At 68.8% G+C, this 24,231-nt stretch carries 24 protein-coding genes and 2 tRNA genes; 15 read left to right on the top strand and 11 right to left on the bottom strand.

Features of this window, described 5'->3' with window-relative positions; translation table 11 throughout:
• Positions 1-8 precede the first annotated feature (8 nt).
• From DZG00_RS00440 to rpmH, 8 genes are all read right to left on the bottom strand, one after another.
• A complete protein-coding gene (locus DZG00_RS00440) occupies positions 9-1,001 on the bottom strand; it encodes a ParB/RepB/Spo0J family partition protein (protein WP_119381071.1) in 993 nt (330 codons plus the stop codon).
• A complete protein-coding gene (locus DZG00_RS00435) occupies positions 1,001-1,882 on the bottom strand; it encodes a ParA family protein (protein WP_119381070.1) in 882 nt (293 codons plus the stop codon). Before DZG00_RS00435 ends, DZG00_RS00440 begins: the two co-directional genes overlap by 1 nt.
• 147 nt (positions 1,883-2,029) lie before the next feature.
• A complete protein-coding gene (gene rsmG / locus DZG00_RS00430; RefSeq protein WP_119381069.1) occupies positions 2,030-2,665 on the bottom strand; it encodes a 16S rRNA (guanine(527)-N(7))-methyltransferase RsmG in 636 nt (211 codons plus the stop codon).
• A 634-nt stretch (positions 2,666-3,299) separates the two neighbouring features.
• Positions 3,300-3,854 carry a Jag family protein gene (locus DZG00_RS00425; protein WP_119381068.1) on the bottom strand — a complete coding sequence of 185 codons (555 nt, stop codon included), beginning with the start codon at positions 3,852-3,854 and terminating at the stop codon, positions 3,300-3,302.
• A complete protein-coding gene (gene yidC / locus DZG00_RS00420) occupies positions 3,851-4,813 on the bottom strand; it encodes a membrane protein insertase YidC (RefSeq protein ID WP_119381067.1) in 963 nt (320 codons plus the stop codon). Before yidC ends, DZG00_RS00425 begins: the two co-directional genes overlap by 4 nt.
• Positions 4,814-4,823: 10 nt before the next feature.
• Complete coding sequence (gene yidD, locus DZG00_RS00415; protein ID WP_119381066.1) at positions 4,824-5,135, bottom strand: membrane protein insertion efficiency factor YidD; 312 nt, start codon at positions 5,133-5,135, stop codon at positions 4,824-4,826.
• Positions 5,132-5,473 carry a ribonuclease P protein component gene (rnpA, locus tag DZG00_RS00410; RefSeq protein WP_119381065.1) on the bottom strand — a complete coding sequence of 114 codons (342 nt, stop codon included), beginning with the start codon at positions 5,471-5,473 and terminating at the stop codon, positions 5,132-5,134. Before rnpA ends, yidD begins: the two co-directional genes overlap by 4 nt.
• Positions 5,474-5,476: 3 nt before the next feature.
• Positions 5,477-5,614, bottom strand: a complete 138-nt coding sequence (gene rpmH, locus DZG00_RS00405) for a 50S ribosomal protein L34 (protein ID WP_012039665.1) — start codon at positions 5,612-5,614, stop codon at positions 5,477-5,479.
• 478 nt (positions 5,615-6,092) lie between these two features.
• On the opposite strand from rpmH, the gene dnaA reads away from it, so the two are divergent.
• The 10 genes from dnaA (at position 6,093) to DZG00_RS00355 (ending at position 17,505) form a co-directional block, all read left to right on the top strand.
• Positions 6,093-7,523, top strand: coding sequence for a chromosomal replication initiator protein DnaA (dnaA, locus tag DZG00_RS00400; RefSeq protein WP_119381064.1), 1,431 nt, complete (start codon positions 6,093-6,095; stop codon positions 7,521-7,523).
• A gap of 509 nt (positions 7,524-8,032) precedes the next feature.
• Positions 8,033-9,184 carry a DNA polymerase III subunit beta gene (dnaN, locus tag DZG00_RS00395; protein WP_119381063.1) on the top strand — a complete coding sequence of 384 codons (1,152 nt, stop codon included), beginning with the start codon at positions 8,033-8,035 and terminating at the stop codon, positions 9,182-9,184.
• A 20-nt stretch (positions 9,185-9,204) separates the two neighbouring features.
• The gene (gene gnd / locus DZG00_RS00390; RefSeq protein ID WP_119381062.1) at positions 9,205-10,092 is read left to right on the top strand and encodes a phosphogluconate dehydrogenase (NAD(+)-dependent, decarboxylating); all 888 of its coding nucleotides are present in this window, start codon (positions 9,205-9,207) and stop codon (positions 10,090-10,092) included.
• 7 nt (positions 10,093-10,099) lie between these two features.
• On the top strand, positions 10,100-11,314 hold the full coding sequence (recF, locus tag DZG00_RS00385) for a DNA replication/repair protein RecF (protein ID WP_119381061.1): 1,215 nt from the start codon (positions 10,100-10,102) through the stop codon (positions 11,312-11,314).
• The gene (locus tag DZG00_RS00380) at positions 11,311-11,823 is read left to right on the top strand and encodes a DciA family protein (protein WP_119381060.1); all 513 of its coding nucleotides are present in this window, start codon (positions 11,311-11,313) and stop codon (positions 11,821-11,823) included. The genes recF and DZG00_RS00380 overlap by 4 nt, the downstream gene beginning before the upstream one ends.
• Before the next feature lie 188 nt (positions 11,824-12,011).
• Positions 12,012-14,057, top strand: coding sequence for a DNA topoisomerase (ATP-hydrolyzing) subunit B (gyrB, locus tag DZG00_RS00375; protein ID WP_233548747.1), 2,046 nt, complete (start codon positions 12,012-12,014; stop codon positions 14,055-14,057).
• Between the two features lie 82 nt (positions 14,058-14,139).
• Positions 14,140-16,827 carry a DNA gyrase subunit A gene (gyrA, locus tag DZG00_RS00370; RefSeq protein ID WP_119381059.1) on the top strand — a complete coding sequence of 896 codons (2,688 nt, stop codon included), beginning with the start codon at positions 14,140-14,142 and terminating at the stop codon, positions 16,825-16,827.
• Positions 16,820-17,227 (top strand): DUF3566 domain-containing protein, encoded by a 408-nt coding sequence (locus DZG00_RS00365; RefSeq protein ID WP_011931227.1) that lies wholly within the window; start codon positions 16,820-16,822, stop codon positions 17,225-17,227. Before gyrA ends, DZG00_RS00365 begins: the two co-directional genes overlap by 8 nt.
• 48 nt (positions 17,228-17,275) lie before the next feature.
• A tRNA-Ile gene (locus DZG00_RS00360) sits at positions 17,276-17,352 on the top strand.
• An 80-nt stretch (positions 17,353-17,432) separates the two neighbouring features.
• Positions 17,433-17,505 (top strand) — tRNA-Ala (locus tag DZG00_RS00355).
• Positions 17,506-17,637: 132 nt separating this feature from the next.
• On the opposite strand, the gene DZG00_RS00350 is transcribed toward DZG00_RS00355, so the two are convergent.
• A complete protein-coding gene (locus tag DZG00_RS00350) occupies positions 17,638-18,264 on the bottom strand; it encodes a hypothetical protein (protein ID WP_233548739.1) in 627 nt (208 codons plus the stop codon).
• A gap of 121 nt (positions 18,265-18,385) precedes the next feature.
• On the opposite strand from DZG00_RS00350, the gene DZG00_RS00345 reads away from it, so the two are divergent.
• Positions 18,386-18,925 (top strand): peptidylprolyl isomerase, encoded by a 540-nt coding sequence (locus tag DZG00_RS00345; RefSeq protein WP_015488823.1) that lies wholly within the window; start codon positions 18,386-18,388, stop codon positions 18,923-18,925.
• Positions 18,925-19,788, top strand: a complete 864-nt coding sequence (locus DZG00_RS00340) for a rhomboid family intramembrane serine protease (RefSeq protein WP_119381057.1) — start codon at positions 18,925-18,927, stop codon at positions 19,786-19,788. The genes DZG00_RS00345 and DZG00_RS00340 overlap by 1 nt, the downstream gene beginning before the upstream one ends.
• 393 nt (positions 19,789-20,181) lie before the next feature.
• Here the strand turns inward: DZG00_RS00340 and DZG00_RS00335 are convergent, their stop codons facing one another.
• Positions 20,182-20,421 (bottom strand): cell division protein CrgA, encoded by a 240-nt coding sequence (locus tag DZG00_RS00335; RefSeq protein WP_015488825.1) that lies wholly within the window; start codon positions 20,419-20,421, stop codon positions 20,182-20,184.
• Positions 20,422-20,526: 105 nt separating this feature from the next.
• Here DZG00_RS00335 and DZG00_RS00330 point away from each other — a divergent pair, with 105 nt between their 5' ends.
• From DZG00_RS00330 to DZG00_RS00325, 3 genes are read left to right on the top strand one after another with little or no spacing between them, the layout of a single operon-like run.
• The gene (locus DZG00_RS00330) at positions 20,527-21,321 is read left to right on the top strand and encodes a class E sortase (protein ID WP_119381056.1); all 795 of its coding nucleotides are present in this window, start codon (positions 20,527-20,529) and stop codon (positions 21,319-21,321) included.
• Positions 21,321-21,479 carry a hypothetical protein gene (locus DZG00_RS17110; RefSeq protein WP_199688878.1) on the top strand — a complete coding sequence of 53 codons (159 nt, stop codon included), beginning with the start codon at positions 21,321-21,323 and terminating at the stop codon, positions 21,477-21,479. Before DZG00_RS00330 ends, DZG00_RS17110 begins: the two co-directional genes overlap by 1 nt.
• Positions 21,476-22,114 (top strand): anthranilate synthase component II, encoded by a 639-nt coding sequence (locus DZG00_RS00325; RefSeq protein WP_119381055.1) that lies wholly within the window; start codon positions 21,476-21,478, stop codon positions 22,112-22,114. Before DZG00_RS17110 ends, DZG00_RS00325 begins: the two co-directional genes overlap by 4 nt.
• 105 nt (positions 22,115-22,219) lie before the next feature.
• On the opposite strand, the gene pknB is transcribed toward DZG00_RS00325, so the two are convergent.
• Entirely contained in the window at positions 22,220-23,968 is a 1,749-nt protein-coding gene (gene pknB / locus DZG00_RS00320) for a Stk1 family PASTA domain-containing Ser/Thr kinase (protein ID WP_119381054.1), read from the bottom strand.
• Positions 23,969-24,231 lie beyond the last annotated feature (263 nt).

Raw genomic sequence — 24,231 nt, 5'->3', positions numbered from 1 at the left:
CTGCGGCGTCAGCTGGCGTCGGCGTCCGGGACACCCATCTCCTGCGCTATCCGCGTGAGGTCGCCCACGGTCGCGAAGTCGATGACGATCTGGCCCTTCTGCGCCGACATCGTCACCCGCACGCTCGTGTTGAGGTGATCCCCGATGCGCTGGGCCGTCTCGTCCAGATGGGCATTGCGCGCTGAACTGGCGCTCTTCCGCGGCTTCACCGTCCGCTGCCCGCGCTGCGCAGCCGCCTCCGCCGCACGGACGGAGAGATCCTCGTTCACGATCTTGTCGGCGAGGTATCGCATCGCCTCCTCGTCGCCGGACGAGAGGATCGCGCGCGCGTGGCCGGCGGACAGGACCCCCGACGCGACGCGGTGCTGCACGTCCTCGGGTAGCCGCAGCAGGCGGATCGTATTCGTGATCTGCGGCCGCGACCGCCCCAGGCGCTGCGCGAGCTCATCCTGCGTGATCGCGAAGTCCGCCAGCAGCTGCTGGTACGCGCTCGCCTCCTCCAGCGGATTCAGCTCCGACCGGTGCAGGTTCTCGAGCAGGGCGTCCCGGAGCATGGACTCGTCGGCGGTGTCCTTGATCACGGCGGGGATGGTGTCGAGCCCCAGTTCCTTGGTGGCGCGTAGCCGCCGCTCCCCCATCACCAGCTCGTAGCGCGCACGCCCGTCCCCGTCGGCTCCCAGCGGGCGCACGACGATCGGCTGCAGCACTCCGTACTCGCGGATGGAGACCATGAGCTCCTGCAGCTCGTCATGACGGAAGTCCGTGCGCGGCTGCTGCGCGTTCGGAGTGATGTCCGACGGATCCAGGTTGGCGAGCCGCGCGCCAGGGACCGCGACGAGGTCCGTGTCACCCGGAGTGGCGGCCGAGTTCGCCTGGATTCCGCTGGGCGCGCCGGCACCGATGCTGTCCGGGAAGAACACATCCACGGGTCGGCTGCGCTCGTCGGAGGTCGGGATGAGGGCGCCGATGCCGCGTCCCAGGCCGGTTCTCTTGGTTGCCATTACTTCTGGGCTCCTCGGTGTGCGATCTCGGCCGCAGCCTCCAGGTAGGAGAGCGCGCCGGGGGAACTGGGGTCGTAACTGATGACGCTCTGGCCGTAGCTGGGTGCCTCGCTGATGCGCACAGACCGCGGGATGAGCGTGGTGAGCGTCTCGCGCGGGAAGTGCTCGCGCACCTCCGCGGCGACCTGCTGGGCGAGGTTGGTGCGCCCGTCGTACATCGTCAGCAGGATGGTGGACATCGCCAGATCGGGGTTGAGGTGCTGCGCGATGAGTTCGATGTTGGAGAGCAGCTGGCTCAGCCCCTCCAGCGCGTAGTACTCGCATTGGATCGGGATCAGCACCTCCTTCGCGGCACTGAACGCGTTGATCGTCAGCAGGCCCAGCGATGGCGGGCAATCGATGAGGACGTAGTCGAAGTCACGGCCGTGGTCCGAGGCGAGGAAGGCGTCCAGCGACCGCCGGAGTCGGCGTTCGCGGTGCTCGAGGTTGACGAGTTCGATCTCCGCTCCGGCGAGATGGATCGTCGCGGGGACGCAGAAGAGCGTGTCGAACTCCGGGCTGCCCTGCACGGCGTCCTGGATCGGCGCATCGGCGACGAGCACGTCGTAGACGCTCGTCAGATCGCTGGAGCGGTCGGCGCCCAACGCGGTCGAGGCATTGCCCTGCGGATCCAGATCGATGACGAGCGTGCGTGAGCCCGACTTCGCGAGGGCCGCGGCCAGGTTCACCGTCGACGTGGTCTTTCCGACGCCACCCTTCTGGTTCGCGATGGTGAAGACGCGGGTGCTCGTCGGTCGCGGTAGGACCAGACCAGCCAGCGCCTTGCGCCGCCGGCTCGTCTCAGACAACTCGCGAGCGATCGGGCTGAGGTCGTCATCCATGGGTTGCCCTCGATCCGTCGGCGTCGGCTGTCGTCGCGCGGCACTTGACCACATGTTTCACGTGGAACATAACCGCCCGCCTACTGTCGTGCGACCCGAATCCCGTTCTGACCGGGAAGTTCGATACCAACCCCCTGCTACGGCAGGTCATGCGACACGCGCCCGGATCACGCGAGTCACTTCCTTGACCTCTCCCGAGCCGAGAGTGAGGACCTCCACGTCCTCGAGGTGGTGCTTTCGGATGGCCTTGCTCGCCGCTTCGACTTCCTTCTCAGCGTTCGCACCCTTCATCAAGACCAGCTCTCCCCCCGTCTTCACGAGCGGAACGGTCAAGGGGATCAACTTGGAGAACGCACTGACGGCTCGCGCCGTCACCTGATCCAGCGAGAGATCCTGAGCCACATCCTCGGCACGCGCGCGCTGCACCAGCACGTTGCTCAGATCGAGGTGACTGACCTGCTCCTCCAGCCATGCGACACGGCGCTCCATGGGTTCGATCAAGACGAACTGCACATCCGGCCGGGCGATGGCGAGGACGAGCCCAGGCAATCCCGCACCGGTACCGACGTCGCCGACGAGGCCGGGCCGCAGCAGCGGCGCGACCAGGACCGAGTTGAGGATGTGTCGCGTCCAGAGGCGTGGGGGTTCCAGTGGACCTATCAGCCCCAGTTCCTCGCCCCTCTCCCCCAACTGGGACGCGAATTCGCGCGCCACGAGGATGCGGTCTCCGAAGAGCGCCTCAGCGACGGCTGGCTCGCGTTCGATGACGGCGTGGTCAGGCATCGGGTGTCCATCCTGTGATCGGTCGCTCTGCACTACCGGCAGCTAGGTCGGATCGCCACATCGCGGTCTTCGTCGATGTCAGCTGCCCGTGCGAGTTTAGCGTTGATCGCCGACACTCCTGCGTCGAGGCCGGCGCCGACGCGCGGCCATAGGGCGGAGCACCGATCCACAGCGCGAACGGTTTCACGTGAAACCAATCTGTTAGTCGGCGTCGCTACGCCTTCGCGGAAGTCCCGTCGCCCATCTGCGACAGTCCAGGTCCTCCGGCCAGCAGCGGCTCCAGAGTGCTCCGTGTTTCACGTGAAACATGTGAACCCCGCGCGCCGTCACCGAGATGATCGACGTAGTCCTCGTTCCTTCCGGTCATAACCTGCACGACCAGCAAACGTGGTCGGAGCAGGAGCACGATGCAAGATCTGCCCGATAGGACACCAGACGGCAGCTGACCGGAGATGCCGAGAGCCACGTCACCAGGAGCCAGATGCAACAATGTCCCGGAGACGAAGACACCCTGAGCGGCTATCTTGATAACACGCTCGTGCCATCACAGCCGCTGGTCGTCTATTGCCCACTGACGAAGGAGGCCCGGTCCGATGGGACCGGGCCTCCCCGCGATGTCTGTGCTGCCTGCGGCTCACGCCTTGGTGATCACCGTGTGACGATCTCGACCTTCACCCTCGGACTCCGACGTGTAGCCACGTTCGGAGACGATGTCGTGCACGAGCTTCCGCTCGTACGACGACATCGGCGGAAGCGACGCACTCGCGGACCCGGCCGAGATGCGCTCGATGGCGCGATCGACCAGTTGCGCCAGCTCCACCTGACGGGCGTCTCGAGATCCTCCGACATCGAGGATCAGACGGCTGAACACGCCGGTCTTGTTTTGCACGGCCAGGCGGGTCAGCTCCTGGAGCGCCGTGACGGTCTCGGGATCGGACAGCAGGCGCAGGTCCTCGGAGTCCGCCGCGTCGACGGACACGTACGCGCGGCCGCCGCGCTGATCGATGTCGATGTCGCCGTCCAGGTCGCAGATGTCGAGGAGCTCCTCGATGTAATCCGCCGCGATGTCACCTTCGTCTGCCCCAGAGACCACGACCTCGGCCGGGTTCCCTTCCGCGGGGGACACCGCGGTCTCCTCGGCCTCCGTCGACGCGCCGACAGGGTCGATGCCATTCGCCACGTCGGTCATCGGCTCTTGGATCCCGCCTGCTTCTTGGCCCGGTTCTTGCCGACCGGCTGCTGACGCTGAGCCGGCTTGCGCTCCTCCACGACGATGGTGGACGACTCAGTGGACGCCTCAGGTGCGACGAGCTTGCCCTTGCGAGCCAGACGCGCCTCACGCGCTCGTGCCGCCTCGCTGCCGGGCGTGGGCATGTTGCGGATGACGAGGAACTGCTGGCCCATGGTCCAGAAGTTCGAGACGAGCCAGTAGAACATGACGCCGAGGGGGAATGCGATGCCGGACACCGCGAAGACCAGGGGGAGGATGTACAGCAGGATGCGCTGCTGCTTGAACATCGGGCTGGCCTTGGTCTCCTCGGACATGTTCTTGGCCATGATCTGCAGCTGCGTGATGAACTGCGACGCGCTCATGAGGATGACCATGGTCGTCGCGATCACGATGACCGTGATGTTGCCGTTGGCCGTGGAGATGGCCGACTGCAGGGGAGCGCCGAGGAACGACGACTCGCCGAACGAGCGGGAGAGCTGCGCGTTGAGCAGCCCGATGCCCGGGAGCTCCTCGACGGCCGCCCGGTGGAGCACCGAGTACAGGGAGAAGAAGATCGGCATCTGGAGCAGGAGCGGGAGGCAGCTGCTGAGCGGGTTCGTCCCGGTGTCCTTGTAGAGCGCCATGGTCTCGCGGGACATGGCCTCACGCGAGAACTGGTCCCGCTTGCCCTTGTACTTGTCCTGGATCTTCTTCAGCTGCGGCGCGACCTCCATCATGCGGCGCTGGTTCTTGATCTGCCGGACGAAGATGGGGATGAGCGCCGCGCGCACCACGAGCACCAGGCCCACGATGGAGAGCACCCAGGTGGCGCCGTTGTCGGGATCCAGCCCGAGGGTGGTCCAGAGCGTGTGGAAGCCGACCAGGATGAGTTCGATGACCCACTTGATCGGCCACAGGATCGTTCCGAGGAAGTCCATGAGGTGGTCGTTAGCCCTTTCCGTGGCTGGGTGCGACGACGAATCCGAGCCTCGTGCGCCGGTAGTGCTGGACCCGACGAGCCGGGACGTCGTCGATGCCGCCCTCCGCCCAAGGGTGGCAGCGGCATACGCGCCATGCGGCGAGGAAGCCCCCGCGCACGAGCCCGTGCTCCTGGACCGCCTCGAGGCCGTACGCGGAGCAGGACGGGTAGTACCTGCAGACCTCCCCGTAGAGAGGAGAGACCACACGCCGGTAGAGGCTGATGAGGGCGATGGCCGCGTTCCGGGGCGCCAGGACGATGGAGGTCAGTGCCCTCTTCATGTCGTCCTCACGGCCCGCGTCACGGCTGATGCGATCTCCTCCTGCAGGGTATCCCACGGAGTCTCCTCCATGCCTGGCAGTACGCGGATCACGACCGACACACCGGATGGGAGCGTCGGGAGGAGGCCCGCCGAGACCGCCTTCAGACGCCGACGGATCAGATTCCGCGTGACGGCGTTGCCCACCTTCTTCGACACGATGAACCCGAAGCGGGTGGGGGTGCCATCGGCACCGCGGAGCGCGCAGACGACGGCTGTGCCGGTAGACGACCGGCGTCCCCGCCTGACGACGGTGCGGTAGTCCGCACCGCTCGTCACGCGGTTCCGCCGGGCGAGCACGTGCTACGCAGAGAGCTCGGTGCGCCCCTTGCCACGGCGGGCGGCGAGGATCGCACGGCCGGCGCGGGTGCGCATGCGGAGGCGGAAGCCGTGCTTCTTGGCCTTCTTGCGGTTGTTCGGCTGGAAGGTGCGCTTGCTCACGGTGAGTCTCCACTCAGGTTGGTCCACGGGGCCGACGAGTGCGGCTGGGAAGATGGGGCAGCCTCGAGGGGCTGGGTCAACTGCCTAAATCTACGGGCCGGGCGGCCTGCGGTCAAACCCGAGAGCGGGATCGTGATTATCCACACGGACCGGCCATCGGCCGGTATCGACATGCCGTCATCGATAGGGTCGATTTGTCCTGATCTCCGACTGTGGCTACCGTGTGGCGTGGCCGCGACGCGTCGGGGATCGCCCGCGCGGTGCTGACGGCCCGTTCGCACACAGGGTGGATAACCCTGTGAGTAACTATGCTGTCCGCGGTCGCGGTACCCGGATGGTCCGCACCCTCGGAGCCTCCGGGGACGGACGCCGCATGCATGACCGCGACGCCCTTCCAGCGTCGACAGCAGTCCGCGCACCGCGTGGCGGCCCCGGCACCAGCCGCGGGACCGAGCCTGGTGACGGCAGATGGGGAAACATGTCCGACCGCTCCGACCCGACGCACGCGATCTGGCAGAAGGTGCTCTCCGCCCTCACGGCGGACGACCGGATCACCCCGCAGCTGCACGGCTTCATCAGCCTGGTGGAGCCCAAGGGCGTGATGACCGGCACCCTCTACCTCGAGGTCCCGAACGACCTCACCCGCGGGATGCTCGAGCAGCGCATCCGCGTGCCCCTGCTGAACGCCATCGGCTCGCTCGACGAGGCGGCCGGCGTCAGCAACTTCGCCATCGTGGTCAACCCCGAGATCGCGCAGGACGCGTTCGCCCAGCACCCCGAGCCCGCGGAGCAGCCGTACATCGAGACCCCGACCATCACCGCGCCCACGGACAACCCGGGCCTCCCGGCGTCCCCCTCCCGCGGCGACTCGCGTCTCAACCCGAAGTACGGCTTCGACACGTTCGTCATCGGCGGCTCCAACCGCTTCGCCCACGCGGCGGCGGTCGCGGTAGCCGAGGCGCCGGCCAAGGCGTACAACCCCCTCTTCATCTACGGCGACTCCGGCCTCGGGAAGACCCACCTGCTGCACGCCATCGGCCACTACGCCATCAGCCTGTACCCCGGGATCCGGGTGCGGTACGTGAGCTCCGAGGAGTTCACCAACGACTTCATCAACTCGATCGCCAACAACCGGTCGTCGCTGTTCCAGTCGCGCTACCGCGACAACGACATCCTGCTCATCGACGACATCCAGTTCCTCCAGGGCAAGGACTCCACCCAGGAGGCCTTCTTCCACACCTTCAACACGCTGCACGACCACAACAAGCAGGTGGTCATCACGAGCGACCTGCCGCCGAAGCACCTCACGGGCTTCGAGGACCGGATGCGCTCGCGCTTCGAGTGGGGCCTCATCACCGACGTGCAGGCGCCCGACCTCGAGACGCGCATCGCGATCCTGCGGAAGAAGGCGCAGAGCGAGAAGCTCCAGGTGCCGGACGACATCCTCGAGTACATGGCCACCAAGGTCACCTCGAACATCCGCGAGCTCGAGGGCACGCTCATCCGCGTCACGGCGTTCGCGAGCCTGAACAAGACGCCCGTGGACCTCGCGCTCGTGCAGACGGTGCTCAAGGACCTGATCACGCTCGACGAGGACAACGTCATCGCGCCGGTCGACATCATCAACCACACCGCGGCCTACTTCAAGCTCACGGTCGACGACCTCTACGGCTCGTCCCGCTCGCAGGCGGTCGCCACCGCGAGGCAGATCGCCATGTACCTGTGCCGCGAGCTGACGAACCTCTCGCTGCCCAAGATCGGCCAGCTGTTCGGCAACCGCGACCACACGACGGTCATGTACGCCAACAAGAAGATCACCGAGCTCATGAAGGAGCGGCGGTCGATCTACAACCAGGTGACCGAGCTCACGAGCCGCATCAAGCAGAACCACCGCTACAGCAAGATGTGACGCCCGCTGGGCGTGCTCGAGCGTGCCAGGCGAGAGGAAGGGGTCGGACCGCGGGGTCCGGCCCCTTCTGCGTGCACGGAGGCCGGCGCACGACGTCGGACGACGTCGAACCAGGGGTCATGCGGCCGCGCACGAGCTCGGATCCGTCCTGGAGCGCCGTTCCCCACAGTGTGCACAGAGTGTGGATAACTGTGGAGAACCGCCGGAGCGGATGTGGGTTCGCGGACCGCGCCTGTGGAACCGGCGTCGTGGCGGCGGCGCCGTTCCGCCGAGTCCCCAGGCCGCTCCACACCCGTCCCACAAGTTCCAGACGTGTAGTTCCCGCTCAACCACCGGGACGCGGGGAGTTGTCCACAGATTCCACAGCGGTTAAGACTATTGATCCTTAAACCCTTCATTGGATGTCGCCCAAGAACCTCAGGGTGTGGACGGATCCCGGGTCCCGGGTGCCCCCCACGGCACGGCTAGCATTGACCGACAAATCTTCCGCTCATCGAGGGGTCCACAACGTGAAGTTCCAAGTCAACAGGGACGTCTTCAGCGAGGCGGTGTCCTTCGCCGTCAAGCTCCTGCCGCAGCGCACGACCCTCCCGATCCTGAGCGGTGTGCTCATCGAGGCGACCGAGGACGGACTGACGCTGTCGTCGTTCGACTACGAGGTCTCGGCTCGCACGCAGATCCAGGCGGACATCGAGGAGCCCGGCCGCGTGCTGGTCTCCGGGCGTCTGCTCGCGGACATCGCCAACCGGCTCCCGAACGCCCCGGTGCGGTTCACCACCGAGGAGTCGAAGATCAGCGTGTCGTGCGGATCGGCGCACTTCACGCTGCTGAGCATGCCCGTCGAGGAGTACCCGACGCTGCCGCAGATCTCGGAGCAGTCGGGGCTCCTGCCGGCCGAGCAGTTCGCCGCTGCCGTCTCGCAGGTCGCGGTCGCCGCGTCGCGGGACGACGTCACGCCCGTCATCACGGGCGTCCAGCTCGAGGTGGGGGAGACGAGCCTCGGCCTCATCGCCACCGACCGCTACCGCGTGGCCGTGCGCGAGATCGACTGGGACGGCGGCGACTCCACGTCCGACGGGACCAGCCGCACCGCGCTGGTGCCGGCCCGCACCCTCCAGGAGATCGGCAAGACCTTCGGCCACAGCGGGACCATCTCGGTCGCCATCACTGACACGGACGACCGCCAGCTCATCGCCTTCAGCGCCGACAGGAAGACCGTCACCTCGCTGCTGATCCGGGGCAACTTCCCGCCCGTCAAGCGCCTCTTCCCCGAGACGGTCGACAACTACGCGGTCATCAACACCGCCGACCTGATCGAGGCGACGCGACGCGTGCAGCTGGTGCTCGAGCGCGAGGCCGCCCTGCGCTTCACCTTCACGATCGACGGGCTCACGCTCGAGGCCATCGGGTCCGAGCACGCGCAGGCATCGGAGAGCATCGACGCCCTCCTCACCGGCGTCGACACCGTGGTGTCGCTGAAGCCCCAGTTCCTGCTGGACGGCCTCGGCGCCGTCCACTCCGAGTTCGTCCGCCTCTCGTTCACGAAGACGGACAACCCCAACAAGCCCGGCCCCGTGCTCATCACGAGCCAGTCCTCCAAGGACCAGGCCGGCGCTGACAACTACCGGTACCTGCTGCAGCCGAACCTGCTGCTGCGCTAGACCGCGATCAAGGAGAGAACATGCACATCGGACTCGTCGGACTCGGCAAGATGGGCGCCCGCATGCGCGCGCGCCTCGAGGCGAACGGCATCGAGGTGACCGGCTACGACACGAACCCCGACGTCTCCGACGTGGCCACCCTCGAGGACCTCGCCGCTGCCCTGCCCACCCCGCGCCTCGTCTGGGTCATGGTCCCGGCCGGCAAGGTCACGCAGAACGTCGTGGGCGACCTCGCCCGCATCCTCCAGCCGGGCGACCTCGTGATCGACGGCGGCAACTCCAAGTTCACGGACGACTTCGCGCACGCCGGTCTCCTCAAGGAGAAGGGCATCGACTTCGTCGACGCCGGCGTCTCGGGCGGCGTCTGGGGCCTCGAGAACGGCTACGGCCTCATGGTCGGCGGCCCCAAGGAGCAGGTCGAGCGGGCGATGCCGGTCTTCGACGCGCTGCGTCCTGAGGGTCCGCGCGAGGAGGGCTTCGTCCACGTCGGCGACTCCGGCGCGGGTCACTACGCGAAGATGGTCCACAACGGCATCGAGTACGCGATGATGCAGTCGTTCGCGGAGGGCTACGAGCTCCTCGCGGCGCGCACGGACATCATCAAGGACGTCACCGGCACGTTCGAGGCCTGGCAGCGCGGGACGGTCGTCCGGTCCTGGCTGCTCGAGCTCCTGGTCAAGGCGCTCAAGGAGGACCCGGGCTTCGCGGACATCGAGGGCTTCGTGCAGGACTCCGGCGAGGGCCGCTGGACCATCGAGGAGGCCCTCGACAACGCGGTGCCCATGCCCGCCATCAGCGCGTCGATCTTCGCGCGCTTCTCCTCCCGCCAGGAGGACTCCCCGGCCATGAAGGCCGTCGCGGCGCTGCGCAACCAGTTCGGCGGCCACTCGGTGCAGAAGAAGTCCTGACCACCGGATGATCGTCCGTCACCTCTCCCTGGGTGACTTCCGCAACTACACCCGCGCGGACGTCGAGCTCCTGCCCGGTGCCACCCTCTTCGTGGGCAGCAACGGGCAGGGCAAGACGAACCTGGTGGAGGCGCTGGGCTTCCTGAGCACGCTCGGGTCGCACCGCGTCTCCACCGACCAGGCACTGATCCGCCAGGGTGCGGAGTCCGCGGTGATCCGGGCCCTGCTGCAGCACGCGGGCCGTGAGCTCCGGGTCGAGGTGCAGATCAACCGCACCGGGGCGAACCGGGCGCAGGTGAACAGCACGCCGACCAAGCCGCGGGAGCTGCCGCGGTACTTCTCGAGCGTGCTGTTCGCGCCGGAGGACCTCGCGCTCGTGCGCGGGGACCCGTCGGGCCGGCGACGGCTGCTCGACCAGCTGCTCGTGCTGCGCACGCCCCGGCTCGCGGGCGTCCTCTCCGACTACGACCGGGCGCTGAAGCAGCGCAACACCCTGCTCAAGTCGGCCCGCGCTCGCGGGATGAAGCCGGACCAGCTCGGCACGCTCGACATCTGGGACGAGCGTCTCGTGGCCATCGGGTCCCAGATCATCGCGGCCCGCGGTGCCCTGGTCGAGGCGCTCCAGCCGGAGCTCGCCCGGGCGTACCTGGCGGTCGCGGGCTCCGACCACGGCCCGTCCGCGCGTCCCGAGCTGAGCATCCTCGCCGACGACCCGGGGGAGGACGACGTCGCGGACGAGTCCGGCGCGCGCGACGGAGCCCGGTTCACCCGGACCGAGGACGTGCTGCCCGTCTTCACCGCGGCCCTCGCGCGGATGCGGCCCCGCGAGCTCGAGCGGGGGCTGACCCTGGTGGGTCCGCACCGGGACGACGTGCTGTTCCGGCTCAACGGGTTACCGGCGAAGGGCTACGCCAGCCATGGGGAGTCGTGGTCGTTCGCCCTCGCGGTGAAGCTCGCGTCGGCCGAGCTCCTGCGGCGCGACTCGCAGACGGGTGACCCGGTGCTGATCCTCGACGACGTCTTCGCGGAGCTCGACCAGGCCAGACGCGGGCGCCTCGCCGAGGCCGTCACCGGCTTCGAGCAGGTCCTGATCACGGCCGCGGTGTTCGAGGACGTGCCGGCGCACCTCGCCGCGAACGCCGTGCACATCCGGGCGGGGGAGATCGTCGAGGCGCCGTCGTCCGAGCAGGAGCCGGTCGACGAGGACGGGGGAGCGGCGTGATCCCCCGCGCACCCGACGGCGGCCCGATGCCCGAGTCGGAGGCGGTGGCCGTCTACCGCCGGTTCCGCCGCGTGTTCGGCGACGCGTCCGTGCGGTCGCCCTCGGCGCGGAAGCGCCGGGAGCAGAAGGCGGGCAGCTCGCCCTTCCAGCCGGGCCGGGATCCGGACTCGCTCGGCAGCGTCATGGACTCCCTCACCTCGCGCATGGGCTGGACGTCGTCCCTCTCTCAAGCCGAGCTCATGGCGGCGTGGACCACGATCGCCGGCGAGGAGACGGCCGTCCACTCGTCCCCGGTCGGCATCGAGGACGGCCTCCTCACGGTCGAGTGCGAGTCGACGGCGTGGGCGACGCAGCTCCGGCTCATGCGCGTGGAGATCACGACGCGCATCGCCGAGCGGTTCCCCGACGCGGGCATCCGGTCGATCCGCTTCCAGGGGCCGAACGCCCCGTCCTGGAAAAAGGGTCCCAGGTCGATCCCAGGGCGGGGTCCGCGCGATACCTACGGCTAGGGAGGCGAATCAGGTCACCCCCGTCGGGAAAGCGCCGCAGCGGGCCGGATAGGAGGTGCGGAGCCTACTACTGCGATAGAATGAGGGGTCGCCCGCAGTCCAGGGACGACGGTCGCCGGATCACCTCGTGATAGACGCGCGACCGCCGTCGGGCAGGGGCGCGTCGACGCGGCAGGAGCCACCACTTCATGACATCGGATGCCTCACAGGACCTCCCCGACGACTCCACCCCCGACGAGGTGGAGGTCGAGGAGACGCACAACGACTCCGACCACATCACCCGCCAGCAGGTGAGCAACGACTACGGCGCCAACGAGATCCAGGTGCTCGAGGGCCTCGAGGCAGTGCGCAAGCGGCCCGGCATGTACATCGGGTCCACCGGGCCGCGCGGTCTGCACCACCTCGTGAGCGAGATCGTCGACAACTCCGTCGACGAGGCCCTCGCCGGGTTCGCCAGCGACATCCAGATCACGATGCGCAAGGACGGCGGCATCCGCGTCGTCGACGACGGCCGCGGCATCCCCGTGGACATCCACCCGGTCGAGGGCATCTCGACGGTCGAGCTCGTCCTCACGAAGCTGCACGCCGGCGGCAAGTTCGGCGGCGGCGGATACGCGGTGTCCGGAGGCCTGCACGGCGTGGGCAGCTCCGTCGTGAACGCGCTGTCGGAGCGCCTCGACGTCGAGGTCCGCCGCCAGGGCGCGGTGTGGCGCCAGAGCTTCACCATCGGGGTGCCGGACGCACCGCTGCAGAAGGGCGAGGGATCCAGCGAGACCGGCACGACCATCACGTTCTGGCCGAGCCGGGAGATCTTCGAGACCGTCCAGTTCGACTACGACACGCTGCGGGCGCGCTTCCAGCAGATGGCGTTCCTCAACAAGGGCCTCGCCCTCACGCTGCACGACGAGCGCGAGGAGGACGGCGCCGAGCACCGCACCGAGAAGTTCCTCTACGAGCGCGGCCTCGTCGACTACGTCGAGCACCTCGTGAAGGCGAAGAAGACCGAGGTCGTCAACGCCGACGTCATCGCCTTCGAGTCCGAGGACACGGTCAAGAAGATCAGCCTCGAGGTCGCGATGCAGTGGACCACCTCCTACACGGAGAGCGTCCACACCTACGCGAACACCATCAACACGCACGAGGGCGGCACGCACGAGGAGGGGTTCCGGGCGGCGCTCACCACGCTCGTCAACCGCTACGCGCGCGAGAACAAGCTGCTGCGCGAGAAGGACGAGAACCTCACGGGTGACGACGTCCGCGAGGGCCTCACCGCCGTCATCTCCGTGAAGCTCGGCGAGCCGCAGTTCGAGGGCCAGACGAAGACCAAGCTCGGCAACACCGAGGCGAAGGCCTACGTGCAGCGCATAGTCGGGCAGCAGCTGGGCGACTGGTTCGAGAGGAACCCGGCGCAGGCCAAGGACATCATCCGCAAGGGCATGCAGGCGTCGCAGGCGCGGCTCGCGGCGCGCAAGGCGCGCGAGCAGACCCGCCGCAAGGGCCTGCTCGAGTCGGGCGGCATGCCCGGCAAGCTCAAGGACTGCCAGAGCAAGGACCCGGCGCTCAGCGAGGTGTTCCTCGTCGAGGGCGACTCGGCCGGCGGATCCGCGGTGCAGGGTCGCAACCCCACGACGCAGGCGATCCTGCCGCTGCGGGGCAAGATCCTCAACGTGGAGAAGGCCCGCCTCGACCGCGCGCTGCAGAACAACGAGGTGCAGTCGATGATCACCGCGTTCGGCGCGGGAATCGGCGAGGACTTCAACGCCGAGAAGGTCAGGTACCACAAGATCGTGCTGATGGCCGACGCGGACGTCGACGGCCAGCACATCACCACGCTGCTGCTCACGCTGCTGTTCCGCTACATGCGCCCGCTCATCGAGCTCGGCTACGTGTACCTGGCGCAGCCGCCGCTGTACCGGCTCAAGTGGTCCAACGCGGAGCACCAGTACGTCTACACGGACGCGGAGCGCGACGCGCTGCTCGCGCACGGGCAGGCGAACGGCAAGCGCATCCCGAAGGACAACGGGATCCAGCGCTACAAGGGCCTCGGCGAGATGGACTACAAGGAGCTGTGGGAGACCACCATGGATCCCGCCACCCGCACGCTCATGCAGGTGACCCTCGACGACGCGGCCGGCGCGGACGAGATCTTCTCGACGCTCATGGGCGAGGACGTCGAGTCCCGCCGGAGCTTCATCCAGCGCAACGCCAAGGACGTCAGGTTCCTCGACATCTGATCGACCGGGCGGCGGCACGGCTCGATGCCGACCGCCGCCCGGCGCCGACCCCACGATCCACCGACCTCTGAACGGGACCTCCATGGCCGACGACAACACTCCGGACGACGAGCAGGGCACGGGGGCGACCCCGGACGACGAGCAGGCGGCGTCCACCGACGACGCGCTGCCCCAGGAGGGCGTGACGCCGGCGTCATCGGCCGCCGCCGCCTCCGAGTCGCTGCCCGCCGCGATCCTCGACCCCGACGCGCGCGTCGTCGTCACCCACGACCGCATCGAGCAGGTGGACCTCCAGCTCGAGATGCAGCGCTCGTTCCTCGACTACGCGATGAGCGTCATCGTGCAGCGCGCGCTCCCCGAGGTGCGCGACGGCTTGAAGCCCGTGCACCGCCGCGTCATCTACGCCATGTACGACGGCGGCTACCGCCCCGACCGGTCCTTCTTCAAGTCGGCCCGCGTGGTCGGCGAGGTCATGGGCCAGTTCCACCCGCACGGCGACTCCTCCATCTACGACGCGCTGGTGCGCCTCGTCCAGCCGTGGAGCCTCCGGTACCCGCTCGCGCTCGGGCAGGGCAACTTCGGCTCGGCCGGCAACGACGGCGCCGCCGCCCCGCGGTACACCGAGACCAAGATGGCTCCGCTCGCCATGGAGATGGTCCGGGACATCACCGAGGACACGGTCGACTTCCAGGACAACTACGACGGCCGCACGCTCGAGCCCAAGATCCTGCCGTCGCGCTTCCCGAACCTGCTGGTCAACGGATCCGTGGGCATCGCGGTCGGCATGGCCACCAACATCCCGCCGCACAACCTCCGCGAGGTCGCGGCCGGCGCCCAGTGGCTCCTCGCCCACCCCGACGCGAACCGGGAGGAGCTCCTCGAGGCGCTCCTCGAGCGGATCAAGGGACCGGACTTCCCGACGGGCGCCCAGGTGCTCGGCACCAAGGGCATCATCGACGCGTACCGCACGGGTCGCGGCTCCATCACGATGCGCGCGGTCGTCGCCGTCGAGGAGATCCAGGGCCGGGTCTGCCTCGTGGTCACCGAGCTGCCGTACCAGGTCAACCCCGACAACCTCGCGATCAAGATCGCCGAGCTCGTCAAGGACGGCAAGCTGGGCGGCGTCGCGGACATCCGCGACGAGACCTCGGGCCGCACCGGCCAGCGCCTCGTCATCGTGCTCAAGCGCGACGCGGTCGCCAAGGTCGTGCTGAACAACCTGTACAAGCACACGCAGCTGCAGGAGAACTTCGGCGCCAACATGCTGGCGATCGTCGACGGGATCCCGCGCACGCTCGCGCTCGACGGCTTCATCTCGGCGTGGGTCGACCACCAGGTCGACGTCATCGTCCGGCGCACGCAGTACCGGCTCAACGAGGCCGAGGCGCGCGCCCACATCCTGCGCGGCTACCTCAAGGCGCTGGACGCGCTCGACGAGGTCATCGCGCTCATCCGGCGGTCCGAGACGGTCGAGGTCGCCCGCAGCGGCCTGATGAAGCTGCTCGACATCGACGAGCTCCAGGCGAACGCCATCCTCGAGATGCAGCTCCGCCGGCTCGCCGCGCTCGAGCGCCAGAAGATCCAGGACCAGGCGGCCGAGCTCGAGGAGCGCATCGCCGAGTACAAGCACATCCTGGCGACGCCGTCCGTGCAGCGCGAGATCATCAGCACCGAGCTGCAGGAGATCACCGACAAGTACGGCGACGACCGGCGCACGGAGATCATGCTCGGCTTCGACGGCGACATGAGCATGGAGGACCTGATCCCCGAGGAGGAGATGGTGGTCACCGTCACGCGCGGCGGGTACATCAAGCGCACGCGCATCGACAACTACCGCAGCCAGCATCGCGGCGGCAAGGGCGTCCGCGGTGCGCAGCTCCGGGCCGACGACGTGGTCGAGCACTTCTTCGTGACGACCACGCACCACTGGCTCCTCTTCCTCACCGACAAGGGCCGCGTCTACCGCGCGAAGGCGTACGAGCTCCAGGAGGCCGGCCGGGACGCCAAGGGCCAGCACGTGGCGAACCTGCTCGCCATGCAGCCGGACGAGGAGATCCAGCAGGTCCTCGACATCCGCGACTACCAGGTCGCGCAGTACCTCGTGCTCGCCACCCGCGACGGTCTGATGAAGAAGACGGCGCTCACGGAGTACGACACGAACCGCACGGGCGGCATCATCGCGATCAACCTCCGCGACGGCGACGCGCTCGTGTCCGCGCTGCTGGTGGACGAGGACGACGACCTCCTGCTCGTCTCGCGCAAGGGCATGTCGCTGCGGTTCTCCGCCGACAACTCCGCGCTCCGACCGATGGGCCGATCCACCTCCGGCGTCAAGGGCATGACCTTCCGCGGCGACGACACGCTCCTCAGCGCATCGGTCGTCGGCGAGCAGGGCTACGTGTTCGTCGTCACCGAGGGCGGCTTCGCCAAGCGCACCGCCGCGGACCAGTACCGCGTGCAGAACCGCGGCGGCATGGGCATCAAGGTGGCCAAGCTGCAGGACGCCCGGGGCGACCTCGCGGGGGCGCTCATCGTCGCCGAGGAGGACGAGATCCTCGTCGTGCTCGCCAGCGGCAAGGTGGTACGGTCTGTCGTGGCCGAGGTCCCGGCGAAGGGCAGAGACACCATGGGTGTCGTGTTCGCCCGGTTCGCGGACGACGACAGGATCATCTCACTGGCCAAGAACTCCGAACGCAACCTGGTGGTCCCCGAAGCTGCGCCCGACGCGTCCGACGGTACCGCTGCTGGAAAGGGAACACCTGATGAGTAGTGTCGCCGAGAAGCTCGCGAAGAAGTCGTCGCGGGCCACCACCACCAAGCAGGTGCGTCTCAAGCTCGTGTACGTCGACTTCTGGTCGGCGCTGAAGCTCGCGTTCCTCTTCTCCGTGGTGCTCGGCATCATCACCGTGGTGGCGACGTTCCTCATCTACGTCGTGCTCCAGACCACGAACGTGTTCGGCACGGTCGACCAGCTGTTCCAGGAGGTGTCCGGATCCGCGGACTTCTCCCTCCAGGACGTCTTCGGCCTGGGTCAGGTGCTCGGGTTCGCGATCGTCGTCGCCGTCCTCAACATCGTCGTCGGCACCGTGCTCGGAGCCGTGGCGGCGCTGCTCTACAACCTGAGCGTGCGCATCACGGGCGGCGTCCTCGTCGGCTTCACCAACGCGTAGCCGATTGGGAGAAACGGGCAGGCGTACGGTAACGTAGTCCTGCCCGATGGGGATATAGCTCAGTTGGTTAGAGCGCTTCACTGATAATGAAGAGGTCCCAGGTTCAAATCCTGGTATCCCCACCAACACCTCCGGATTCGCACGATCCAGGGGCATGGCGGGAATCGAGCCGGTCGATCGCAGCGCGATCCGAGGCTCGCCGATCGGGGTCATAGCTCAATTGGTAGAGCGCCTGCTTTGCAAGCAGGAGGTCCGGGGTTCGATTCCCCGTGACTCCACATCTCGCCCGTCGTCGGGTCTCCCACGTGCTCGCCGTCCCGGCTCGAGCCGCTCGCCCGTCGTCCCCGCGGCACGACGAGGGCCCGGACACCTCTCGGTGTCCGGGCCCTCGGTCTGCTGCTGTGCGGCGATCAGCTCGCGGGCTGGTCCTTCGCGGTCGCGTCGACGGCCTCGGGCTCGTCGTCGGCGATCCACAGGTCGTCGTCCGCGCGGAACGTCTGGTACAGCGCGTAGCCGACCCCGCCGACCACGACGACGCCGAGCGCGATGAGAGCCACTCCGCCGAAGCCGAGGCCCTTCTTCGCGGGCGCCACCTGCGGTACGTAGCGGCCGACGTAGGAGCGGCCGTTGTCGACGTAGTGCTTGCCGAACTCCTGGGCCTTGGACGACACCTTGTTCGCCTTCTTGACGGCGTCCTTCACCTGCTTGCTGTTGCGGATGCCCTCGGTCGCGGCGACCGCGGATCCGGCGGCACCGGCGACGGCCGGCAGGACAGTGTGCGTGAAGCCCTTGTAGGCCGAGTCGGCCACGGTGCGCACGCGCTCGGCGCCCGCCTCGTAGCCGGGACGGATGTGGTCGTCGACACCGCGCTTGACGGCGGGGACGACGTGCTGGTCGGAGAGCTTGCGCGCGGTGTGCGCGGCCTCGGCCACGACGACGTTGGCCCGGTCGAGGACCTCGCGCTGCTCCTTGAGGACGGCGGCCGCGTGGGTGCGGAGCTTCGCCAACTCCTTCTTGTTCTTGCGTGACAGACCCAAGGGGACCTCCATCGGTGTGATTTCGCCAGGAATCCCAGTCTGGCACGGGTGCCTCTGCGGGCAAACACGACGGACGCTGTGCGTCCGCCGAGTCCCAGCTCCGCCGTGAGACCATTGCTCCATGTCTGCGCACACTCACGTCGCCACCATGACGACCAACCACGGCACCATCGTCCTCAACCTCTTCGGGTCCCACGCACCCCAGACCGTCGAGAACTTCGTCGGCCTCGCCACCGGCGAGAAGGAGTGGACCCACCCCCAGACGGGCAAGAAGTCGACCGACCCGCTCTACGACGGCGTGGTCTTCCACCGCATCATCAAGGACTTCATGCTCCAGGGCGGCGACCCGCTCGGTCAGGGCACGGGCGGCCCCGGCTACCAGTTCGACGACGAGATCAGCCGCGACCTCGACTTCTCGAAGCCCTACATCCTGGCCATGGCCAACGCCGGCACCCAGGGCGGCCGCGGCACGAACGGCTCGCAGTTCTTCATCACCACGGCCCCCACCACCTGGCTCCAGGGCAAGCACACGATCTTCGGCGAGGTGGCGGACGACGCGTCCAAGAAGGTCGTCGACGCGCTCAACGCCGTCCCGACCGACGGCCGCGACCGTCCCCGCGAGGACGTCGTCATCGAGAGCGTCACCGTCGAGAAGGTCTGATGACCGACTCACCCCGTACGGCGGCCGACCGCTGCTACCGGCACCCCGACCGGCAGAGCTTCGTGCTGTGCCAGCGATGCGGGCGGACCATCTGCCCCGAGTGCCAGACGCCGGCCGCCGTCGGGGTGATCTGCCCGGAGGACATGAAGGAGCAGCGTCGCACCGCTCCCCGCACCCGGGCCTCGTTCGTCACGCGGATGACGCGGAGCTCCGCTCCCGTCGTGACGTACGCGATCATGGCGGTCTGCGCCGTGGTCTGGATTCTGCAGGTGCTGCCCGTCGTGGGCGACTACGTGACCACGTCGCTGTGGTTCGCGCCCGTGTACGGCAGCGTCGCCTCCGGCGACTACGAGCCGTGGCGCATGCTCACGAGCGCGTTCACGCACTCGCCGTCGAGCATCCTGCACATCGTCTTCAACATGCTCTCCGTCTTCGTCTTCGGCCGCGTCCTCGAGCCCATGCTCGGACGCGCCCGCTTCCTCGCCCTGTTCCTGATCTCGGCGCTCGGCGGATCCCTCGGCGTCGAGCTCATCGGCGCCGCCATGGGCGAGCCGCTGCAGGCCGTGGTCGGCGCCTCCGGCGCGATCTTCGGGCTCATGGGCGGCTACTTCGTCCTCGCCCGGAAGCTCGGCGGCAACGTCGGCCCGCTCCTCGGCATCATCGCGGTCAACCTGCTGCTCGGCTTCGTCATCCAGGGGGTCTCCTGGCAGGCCCACGTCGGCGGCCTCGTCACGGGCGCGCTCGTCGCGTTCGTCCTGCTGCGGACGCGGGACGCCCGTCAGCGAGGTGCCCAGATCGGCTCCCTCGTGGGCGTCGCCGTCGCGATCCTGGTGGCGGCCGCCGTCTTCCCCGTCGCCCTCTGATCTGACCGCACGTGAGCGCGCCGCCCTCGGGGGCGGCGCGTTCGTCGTACCCGGGGCGTCGGATCCGGCCGGCCGTCCGGCGCGAGCGAGGTTATCCACAGGCCAGTCCACAGTGGGGATAGTTACACGCGTGTGATTAGGGGCACCCAGGAGACGTGCCGTGCGGTGCGCGAGACCGGGCACCGGTGGACGCATCGCGACAGCCATGGGCTTCCGCGGGTAACCCTCGCTGCCGGTGGGATTCGCCCGCGGGGTGCTCGATGTTCTCCACATGTGTGGAGCGTTGTGCACAGGGGAGCTGTGGACAACACTGAGCGCCGGTCCTCAGCGGCCCTAGACGTAGAAGAGCCCGTCACCAGCGGGTGGTGACGGGCTCTTCGGTTCGCGCTGGTGTCAACGCCACCTGGTGGTCATGAGGAAGCCGACGAGGATGAGGCCGAAGCCGATGAGGATGTTGCCGACGCCGAGGTCGGGGATGGGGAACGCGTTGAGGCTGACGTAGTAGACGATGAGCCACGCGAGTCCCACGAGCATGAAGCCGAACATGATGGGCTTGAACCACACGGGGTTCGGGGCGTCCTCGTCGCGCACGCGTTCCTGGCGGGAGGGTCTCGTCGTCTTGTCGCGGGCCATGCGGCGATTCTAGCCGTACCCTCCTCCACCGGGCCGGGAGGACGCCCGGCTCCACGGGGCCTCGGTGGCGGCCTCGCGTGCATGCGGGCCACCTACAATCGGCACATGAGCGCTCAGGATCCTGCCCCCACCCGCCGCGCGGCGCGGCGCCGCGGCAGGCGGGGCGATGCGCTCCTCGGCACCGTCGGCGTCCTGGGCGAGCTGCTCCTCACGGCCGGGGTGCTCATCATGCTGTTCCTGGGGTGGCAGCTGTGGTTCAACGACATCGTCGTCAGCAGCGGACAGCGGGACCAGGCCCTGGAGAACAGCCGGAGCTGGGCCTCGGCGACGCCGGACGCGGCGGCCTCCCCCGACCCGACGGCCTCGCCCGCGGCTCCGGGGGATCCCGTCATCACCGCGGCGCCCGCGTCGGACGCCACCGACTTCGGGAACATCTACATCCCGCGCTTCGGGCCGGACTACGTGGTGCCGGTCGCGACCGGCGTCGGCCTCGGCAACGTGCTGAACCTCGGCAAGATCGGGCACTACCGCGAGACGCAGATGCCGGGCGAGGTGGGCAACTTCGCCGTCGCGGCCCACCGCACCACCTACGGCAAGCCGTTCAACCAGATCACGGACCTGCGGGTGGGGGATGCCATCGTCGTCGAGACGCAGGACGGCTGGTACACGTACCGCTTCCGTACACTCGAGTACGTGAAGCCCACCGGAGTCGAGGTGCTCGACGAGGTGCCCCAGGCACCCGACGCACAGCCGGGGGACCGCATCCTCACGATGACGAGCTGCAACCCGCTCTTCTCGGCCGCCGAGCGCGTGGTCGCCTACAGCGTCTTCGAGTCGTACCAGCCCCACGCATCCACGCCCGCCGCGCTGGCCGGCACGTCGTTCGCGAAGGCGGGCTGATGTACGCGGCGTTCTGGCGCGTCCTGCCCGGCCCGGTGTGGATCCGTCTGCTCATCGTGCTCGTGCTGCTCGCGGTCGTGCTCTTCTCCCTCGTCACCTGGGTCTTCCCCTGGGTCGACTCCATCGTCAACACCCAGGAAGTCACGGTGCATCAGTGACACGCGTCCTCGTCATCGACAACTACGACAGCTTCGTCTACACGCTCAACGGCTACCTGCAGCAGCTGGGCGCCGAGACCGTGGTCATGCGCAACGACGACCACGCCGACACCGACATGGCCGGCGTGATCTCGGAGTACGACGCGGTCCTCGTGTCTCCCGGTCCGGGCAAGCCGGCCGACGCGGGCGTCTCCATCCCCACGGTCACGGCGGCCCTCGCGTCGGGCACGCCGCTCCTCGGCGTGTGCCTCGGGCACCAGGCGATCGCGGAGGCGTTCGGCGCCACGGTCACCAACGCCGAGGAGCTCATGCACGGCAAGACCTCGCTCGTGACGCACGACGAGGGCGAGTTCTACCTCGGTGTGCCGCAGCCGTTCACGGCCACGCGGTACCACTCGCTCGCCGTCGTCGACGGCACCGTCCCGTCCGACCTGGTGGTCACGTCCCGCACCGAAGGCGGGGTCATCATGGGCCTGCGCCACGAGGCGGCGCCCATCGTCGGGGTGCAGTTCCACCCCGAGTCCGTCCTGACGGAGGGCGGCTACCGCATGCTCGGCAACTGGCTCGAGGGGGCTGGGCTCGTCGGGGCCCGCGACACCTCCACGACGCTGTCACCTCTCGTCCGCGTGGCCTGAGCCCCGCAGTAGCCGTCTGACCCGCCGGGTCACCGTGGCCGCTCATCGGTGGCCACGAGGCGCAGCGTCGCGCCGACCGCACCGGGTCGGGGCGGAGGACGAGGCTCAGCCGGCGCTGGGAGCCGGGGCTGGCGTGCCCGACGTGGGTGCGGGCGTGCTGCGGACCGCGCCCGTGCAGTAGGTGAGGGCGACCGTGGAGCGCTGGGCGACATCGCCGGGCGGCACGGACTGCTGGATGACGGGGGATCCGTCCGCCCGGCCGCACGACGGATCGCGTCGCGTGGTCACGACGAGATCCGACTCCTCGAGGAGCCTCTGCGCGTCGACCAGCGGCTGCCCGAGCACGTCCGGCAGTGCCACCTTGCCGTTGGACAGGATGAGCTTGACGGCCGATCCCTCGTCCACCTGCTGGGAGGACGCGGGCTCCGTCTGCATGACCACGCCGTCCGGGACCGTCGGGGAGGACTGTCGCACCACCTCGCCCACCTTCAGCCCGGCCGCCTCCAGGTTGGCGGTGGCCGTGCCCTCGTCCATGTTCATGACGTTGGGCACCTGGACCTCCGGCGGACCGGAGGAGACGAAGACGTCGATCTCGGTCTTGGAGGCGACGTTCTCGCCCGCGTCGGGGTTGGTGCGCAGGACGATGCCCTCGGCGACCGATGTGCTGGGCTCCTCGCGCTCGAGGGGGACGAGGTCGGCCTCCTCGAGGGCTGCGGCGGCGCTGGAGTACGTGGAGCCCGTGACGTCCGGCACGGTGGGGCTGATGTCGGGGGGGCCGATGGAGCTCAGGTTGGTGACCCAGATGACCACGGCGATGAGGATCACGACGACGACGGTGACGCCGGCCCAGATCCAGGGGACCGGCGGGCGGCTCTGGGTGCGGACGGTGCGGTCGTCGTCGACGCCGAGCTGGCGGAGCGCCTGCTGGGACGAGGAGGGGCCAGCGGAGGCGCCGAAGAGCGTGGCGCCCACGTCGTTCGTCGGCGCCTCGCGGGGCGCGAGCGTGCCCGCGGCGGCGCGGTCGAGGTCGGTGCGGAAGTCGCCCGCCGTCTGGAAGCGCGCGTAGCGGTCCTTCGCCATGGCGTGCAGCACGACCTGGTCGAGCTGCGGGGAGACGGCCTCCTGGACCGTGCTCGGGGCGACGGGCGTCTCGCTGACGTGCTGGTAGGCGACGGCCACGGCCGTGTCGGCGCGGAAGGGCGCCTGGCCGGTGAGCATCTCGAAGAGGACGACGCCGGCGGAGTAGAGGTCGGTGCGGGCGTCCACCGACTCGCCCTTCGCCTGCTCGGGGGAGAAGTAGCGGGCGGTGCCGAGGATCGCGGTGGTCTGCGCGATGGTGGCGGAGGTGTCGGACACGGCGCGGGCGATGCCGAAGTCCATGACCTTCACCTGGCCGGTGGGCGTGACCATGATGTTGCCGGGCTTGATGTCGCGGTGGACGACGCCCGCGCGGTGCGAGTACTCGAGGGCGGTGAGCACCTGGCCCATGATGCGGACGGCCTCGTCGGGGTCGAGCGGCCCGTCGGTGATGACGTCCTTGAGGAGGCGCCCCTCGACCCGCTCCATGACGATGAAGGGGACCGTGTGGGACGCGCCGTCCTGGTCCGTGACGACGTCCTCGCCGGCGTCGAAGACCCGCACGATGGTGGGGTGCGACATGCGCGCGGCCGCCTGGGCCTCCTGGCGGAAGCGGCTGCGGAAGGCGGGATCCTCGGCGAGGCCCCGGCGCAGCACCTTGACGGCGACGCGGCGCCCGAGGCGGGAGTCGACGCCCTCGAAGACGTCGGCCATGCCCCCGCGACCCAGCAGCGCCCCGACCTCGTAGCGGCCGCCCAGCACACGCGTGTCGGTCACGGACTGCCTCTCGTCGGGATCGGGATTCGGACGGGGATGAGCTTACCGGGGGTCCGCTGGGGATCCGGGCGGCTCAGGCAGGCGTGGACGGGGACCGGCCGACCCGCCGCAGCCCGCCTCAGATGAGCGCCGGTCAGGGGATCCGGTGGGAGCTGGAGACGAGCGAGCGGTCGTCCGTGCGACCCGGTGCGGGGGTCGGCGCCATGCCGGTCGTGCCGCCCTCGCCGCCGCCCGTCCCGCCGCCGGTGCCGCCGCCGGTGCCG

The organism is Clavibacter lycopersici, from assembly GCF_003576405.1.
GTDB lineage: Bacteria > Actinomycetota > Actinomycetes > Actinomycetales > Microbacteriaceae > Clavibacter > Clavibacter lycopersici.
Note: the sequence above shows the minus strand (reverse complement) of the source record. Positions and strands in the feature narration are given on the sequence as shown.

What these genes read in the sequence shown, in the direction of transcription:
- DZG00_RS00440 (WP_119381071.1), bottom strand. Translation starts at nt 1,001, where the DNA reads ATGGCAACCAAGAGAACCGGCCTGGGACGCGGCATCGGCGCCCTCATC.
- DZG00_RS00435 (WP_119381070.1), bottom strand. Translation starts at nt 1,882, where the DNA reads ATGGATGACGACCTCAGCCCGATCGCTCGCGAGTTGTCTGAGACGAGC.
- rsmG (WP_119381069.1), bottom strand. Translation starts at nt 2,665, where the DNA reads ATGCCTGACCACGCCGTCATCGAACGCGAGCCAGCCGTCGCTGAGGCG.
- DZG00_RS00425 (WP_119381068.1), bottom strand. Translation starts at nt 3,854, where the DNA reads ATGACCGACGTGGCGAATGGCATCGACCCTGTCGGCGCGTCGACGGAG.
- yidC (WP_119381067.1), bottom strand. Translation starts at nt 4,813, where the DNA reads ATGGACTTCCTCGGAACGATCCTGTGGCCGATCAAGTGGGTCATCGAA.
- yidD (WP_119381066.1), bottom strand. Translation starts at nt 5,135, where the DNA reads ATGAAGAGGGCACTGACCTCCATCGTCCTGGCGCCCCGGAACGCGGCC.
- dnaA (WP_119381064.1), top strand. Translation starts at nt 6,093, where the DNA reads ATGTCCGACCGCTCCGACCCGACGCACGCGATCTGGCAGAAGGTGCTC.
- gnd (WP_119381062.1), top strand. Translation starts at nt 9,205, where the DNA reads ATGCACATCGGACTCGTCGGACTCGGCAAGATGGGCGCCCGCATGCGC.
- recF (WP_119381061.1), top strand. Translation starts at nt 10,100, where the DNA reads ATGATCGTCCGTCACCTCTCCCTGGGTGACTTCCGCAACTACACCCGC.
- gyrB (WP_233548747.1), top strand. Translation starts at nt 12,012, where the DNA reads ATGACATCGGATGCCTCACAGGACCTCCCCGACGACTCCACCCCCGAC.
- gyrA (WP_119381059.1), top strand. Translation starts at nt 14,140, where the DNA reads ATGGCCGACGACAACACTCCGGACGACGAGCAGGGCACGGGGGCGACC.
- DZG00_RS00365 (WP_011931227.1), top strand. Translation starts at nt 16,820, where the DNA reads ATGAGTAGTGTCGCCGAGAAGCTCGCGAAGAAGTCGTCGCGGGCCACC.
- DZG00_RS00345 (WP_015488823.1), top strand. Translation starts at nt 18,386, where the DNA reads ATGTCTGCGCACACTCACGTCGCCACCATGACGACCAACCACGGCACC.
- DZG00_RS00340 (WP_119381057.1), top strand. Translation starts at nt 18,925, where the DNA reads ATGACCGACTCACCCCGTACGGCGGCCGACCGCTGCTACCGGCACCCC.
- DZG00_RS00335 (WP_015488825.1), bottom strand. Translation starts at nt 20,421, where the DNA reads ATGGCCCGCGACAAGACGACGAGACCCTCCCGCCAGGAACGCGTGCGC.
- DZG00_RS00330 (WP_119381056.1), top strand. Translation starts at nt 20,527, where the DNA reads ATGAGCGCTCAGGATCCTGCCCCCACCCGCCGCGCGGCGCGGCGCCGC.
- DZG00_RS17110 (WP_199688878.1), top strand. Translation starts at nt 21,321, where the DNA reads ATGTACGCGGCGTTCTGGCGCGTCCTGCCCGGCCCGGTGTGGATCCGT.